The sequence below is a fragment of the Deltaproteobacteria bacterium genome (assembly GCA_009929795.1).
GTDB lineage: Bacteria > Desulfobacterota > Desulfovibrionia > Desulfovibrionales > Desulfomicrobiaceae > RZZR01.
In genome coordinates, this window is sequence record RZZR01000179.1 from 1 (window position 1) to 4,404 (window position 4,404).

4 protein-coding genes are annotated in these 4,404 nt (G+C 63.2%); 3 read left to right on the forward strand and 1 reads right to left on the reverse strand.

Annotation, left to right across the window (positions count from 1 at the left end; genetic code table 11):
- Window positions 1–1,317: 1,317 nt before the first annotated feature.
- Genes EOM25_12590 through EOM25_12600 form a run of 3 tightly spaced genes read left to right on the forward strand, consistent with a single transcriptional unit; the run spans window position 1,318 to window position 2,146 of the window.
- Window positions 1,318–1,542: a hypothetical protein gene (locus EOM25_12590; GenBank protein ID NCC26011.1), complete on the forward strand. Its 225-nt coding sequence runs from the start codon at window positions 1,318–1,320 to the stop codon at window positions 1,540–1,542.
- Between the two features lie 2 nt (window positions 1,543–1,544).
- Window positions 1,545–1,733 carry a hypothetical protein gene (locus EOM25_12595; protein ID NCC26012.1) on the forward strand — a complete coding sequence of 63 codons (189 nt, stop codon included), beginning with the start codon at window positions 1,545–1,547 and terminating at the stop codon, window positions 1,731–1,733.
- Window positions 1,667–2,146, forward strand: a complete 480-nt coding sequence (locus EOM25_12600) for a DUF1353 domain-containing protein (protein ID NCC26013.1) — start codon at window positions 1,667–1,669, stop codon at window positions 2,144–2,146. The genes EOM25_12595 and EOM25_12600 overlap by 67 nt, the downstream gene beginning before the upstream one ends.
- Window positions 2,147–2,182: 36 nt before the next feature.
- Here the strand turns inward: EOM25_12600 and EOM25_12605 are convergent.
- On the reverse strand, window positions 2,183–4,404 hold a 2,222-nt coding region (locus EOM25_12605), incomplete at its 5' end, for a DEAD/DEAH box helicase (protein ID NCC26014.1).

A 4,404-nucleotide genomic window follows, 5' to 3' on the forward strand; every position in this document is an offset into this window, starting at 1 on the left:
CATGGCCCCCCAGGATGTCCTCCTGGCCTTTCCCTATGACGACCCCCCTGCCCAGGACCGCCCCCACCTCACGGTCTGGGGACAAGCGTGGTACGAGCGGATTTGCGTTCGGGATTATGTGCGGCCCCCGGGCGATGGGCTCCGGGTTGTCTTTGACCTCGGCCTTGCCCATGTCGGGACCGGGGACCATGTTGACGCCTTTTTTGACCGCTTCACATACGACGAGCGCTGCTCACAGCAAGAGCCGAGCGGCTGGCGTGACCGCTGGCCTCCGGTCAAGCCCCTGGAAATCACAACCCGTTTCGTCCCGATACGGAGGGCCTATTTCATGCTGAACCAAAGCTGGTGCTGTCGGCTCCCTGACCGAACCCCGTTTCAGGCGTTTGATGTGGCCCTGGCTATCGACCTTGACTCCTGGGGCTGGAGCATTTCGGGCACGGTGGATGCGGCGGCCATGACCCTCCTGGCCGTGACCACGGCCCCCCCGGAAATCGAAATCCAGATCAACGGGTGGACATGGACGGCCCTGATCACCGGCTGGTCCGAGTCCCGGCAATTCCCAGGCGGGTCCTATCGGATCAAGGGCACCTCGACCTCGGCGGCCCTGGCGAAACCGTGGGCACCGGCCTCGACATATACCTCGGACACGGTCATGGCCGCCCAGGCTCTGGCAGAGCGGGAGCTTGCCGACACGGGCTGGTCCCTGACCTGGGGCCTGCCCGGGCCTTTGGACTGGACCGTCCCGGCCGGGGCGTGGAGCTATCAGGACCTCTCGCCCATGGAGGCCGTGGTCCGGATCGTCCAGGCGGCGGGCGGGTGCATCCAGACGGCCCCAAGCGGCAAGGTCCTGACCGCCCTGCCTCGCTATCCTCTTTCCCCATGGACATGGGCAGGGGCAAGCCCTGACATCTCGATGACCGAGGACCCGGTCCTTGCCCTTGACCGGGAATGGGCCCCGGGCCCCTGCTCGGACGGCGTATGGGTCCGGGGGGCGGCGCAGGGGGTCCAGGCCCTTGTTAAGCGGGCGGGCACGGCGGGAGCCAATCAGGCCCCCATGGTGACCGACAGCCTTATCACAAGCACGGCGGCGGCCATTTCCAGGGGGAGGATGATCCTTGCAGGGGCGGGGAAATGGTCCCGGTATTCGGTCAGTCTCCCGTTGATGGCATCGCCTTCGGAGCCCGGCTTGATCCTGCCCGGGTCCCTTGTTCAGGTTTCGGCCTGGAAAGGACAAGTCTCGGGGATCAGCGTCAAGGCGGCCCGGAGCAACGAGGGAACCACGGTCCGGCAAACTCTGGAAATCGAAAGGTGGCACGAATGAACTTAATGGCGAAATTCAAGCGACTTTTGCCAGCCTCGCCCATGCTTGTGGGGGAGGTGGCGGCCCACAACGCCGACGGAACCAGCACGATCACGACCCCGGCAGGGGGCACGGTTCGGGTCCAGGGGCAGGACGTCACCGTGGGCGAAATGGCGTTTTATCAGGACGGCCGGGTTCTATGCGAGGCCCAGGCCTTGCCAACCTATGAGCTGGAGGTTTGAGCATGGCCGTGGAGGGTGCAGACGTGGAAATCAGCGAGGCCCCAGGCCCGGACGGGCGGCCCGGCTATTCGGCCCGGGTCCGGGGAACCGGAATAGTGGAGTGGGCTCAGACGGCCCTTGATGCGTGGGTCCGGCTCGACAAGCGGCTGGAATCAATTCTGGCCAGGGAGAAAAGGGGGGTGGGAGCGTGACCACGCACCCCGGCGTTTTCCTGACCGAGCTGCGCCTGACCCGGCTGAATGGCCGATGGCGGCGGCTGACCTCGGACCTGATTTATACGACCTACCAGACCCCGGAGCCGGAGACCCTGGTCATTCCAGGGGGCCCTCCCCTGCATGGGTTCATTTATGATGGAGCAAGCGTTCCCCGGATCCCCCTGGCTTGGCTTCTATGTGGAGACACGGGGGAATACGGGGCGGCGGTACATGATTTCGTCGTGCGGGAGGGCTGGCCATGGGGACTGTCGGCCCGGGTCTTTCGGGAGGCCCTTTATGCGGCCCCGTACCCGGAACCGAAGTGGCGGGTCGAAATCATGTATGCGGCAGTCGTGGCAAGGGGGATACTCCCCTATAAGGCCATGCCCGGGGTGCTGGATCCGAGGTAAGGAGTCATATTGTAGCCCTCCAGTCTTTCCTCACTGTCATGCCACAGCCGCTTGCTGATAAAGGTACTTCTGGAACCCGGCAAAGGCTTTGTTGATCTCTTCGGGCCGCCCGCCGAGGTCGGCCACCGCATCCGCCAGGGAGTTGTGGTACTTGAGCATGAGCAGCGGGGTGAGCTTTTCCTGGTCAAGTTCCTCCACTCCGACGGTGATGTAATGCTGGAGCACGAAGTCGAGGAACGCCTGTTGCTTGGCACTGAATCGGGTATTGATGTGAATCCGCGCGTTCGCCGCCCGGACTTCGCGGGTGAGCGGCGGCAGGGCGTAGGCGACATGGGCCAGCACGTCAAAGAGGTCGCTCTTCTCGGCATCGATGATCTTCTGCATTTCGGCCAGTTGGTCATGGCCGAAGCCCTTGTCGGCCAACCCCTGTAAGAGTTTCTTGCGCGTGTCCGGCGCGCTCCAGATGGCCCGGAGTTCATCCTCGTCCTTGAAAAACTCCGGCAGTTTTCCGAAGAGCATTTCCATGAACTGCTGGGCCGACATGGGCGTGCCGTCGGGATGCCAGAAGCTGGTCATCATCATGTGCTGGATGGTCCGCTCCTTGCCATCGGAGAGCTTCACCTTGATCCGGCGACGCGGGGGCGGCTTCTCGCATACGCAAGGCCGTTGGCCGCACTTCGGGCAGGGCTCCGGCGGGCAGACACATGGAATCTGGCCGCAGACCGGGCACGGCTCAGGCGGCTTCTTCTCACACACACAGGGCTGGCAACCGCACTTCGGGCAGGGTTCCGGCTCAATGGGCTCTCCGTCCCACTCCGGTTCGCTGAAATGGTGGTACGCCTTCACAAAGTCGTAGATGGTGAAGTAGTCCTTGCCGTCGTAGAGCCGGGTGCCGCGCCCGATGATCTGCTTGAACTCGATGATCCGGTTGATCGGCCGCATCAGGACGATGTTGCGGATGTTCCGGGCGTCCACCCCTGTCGAGAGCTTCTGCGAGGTGGTCAGGATGGTCGGGATCGTTTTCTCGTTGTCCTGGAAATCGCGCAAATACTGCTCGCCCAGCTCGCCTTCGTCCGCCGTCACCCGCTGGCAGTAGTTCGGATCCCGGCTCGTCTTCATCTGGTTGATCAGGTCTCGCACGGCCAGGGCATGGGCCTGGCTCGCGCAGAACACCAGCGTCTTCTCGCTCTGGTCAATCTGCTCCATGAAGAGCCGGACCCGGTATTCCTCGCGTTTCTTGATCTCGATGATGTGGTTGAAGTCCGTCTCCTCGTACCGCTTGCCCTCTTCGATCTCGCCCTCCAGCACCGTGTCGTCCGGCGTGTACACATAGTCGTCGAGCGTGGTCTGGATCTGCTTCACCCGGAAGGGCGTCAGGAAGCCGTCGTTGATCCCGTCCTTGAGCGAATAGACATAGACCGGCTCGCCGAAATAGCGGTAGGTGTCCACGTTCTCGTCGCGCTTGGGCGTGGCCGTCAGGCCGAGCTGCACCGCCGGCTCGAAGTAGTCCAGGATGCCGCGCCAGGTGCTCTCGTCGTTCGCGCCGCCGCGGTGGCACTCGTCAATGACGATGAAATCGAAAAAGTCCGGCGGATACTCGCCGAAGTAGGGTGACGGTTGCCCATCTTTCGGCGGGCCACTCATGAAGGTTTGGAAGATGGTGAAGAACAGGCTGCCGTTCTTCGGCACTTTTCCTTTCTTCTTGATGTCATCCGGCGAGATGCGGACGAGCGCGTCTTCTGGAAACGCGGAGAACGCATTGAAAGCCTGATTCGCCAGAATGTTCCGGTCGGCGAGGAACAGGATGCGGGGGCGGCGGGTGGCTTCTCGGCTCAGGTTCCAGCGGGCGTGAAAGAGTTTCCACGCGATCTGAAACGCGATGAAGGTCTTTCCCGTGCCGGTGGCCAGCGTCAGCAGGATGCGCTGTTTGTCCTCCGCGATGGCCTGCATCACGCGCTCGATGGCGATGTCCTGATAATACCGCCCCGGATGCGAGCCGCCTTTGTCCTCGTAAGGCACAACGGCGAACCGGTCGCGCCACGCGTTCGCCTCGGCGAAGGTCAGATCCCAGAGTTCCTGCGGTGTCGGGTAGGCGGCGATTTCGCTTTCCTTACCGGTCTGCATGTCGATGGCGTAGATGCCGTGCCCGTTGGTGGCGTAGGTGTGGCGGATGGCCAGCTTGCCTGCATAATTCTTGGCCTGCGCCACGCCCTCGGTCAGTGCCTCGCCTTCCGCCTTGGCCTCCACCACGCCGAGCT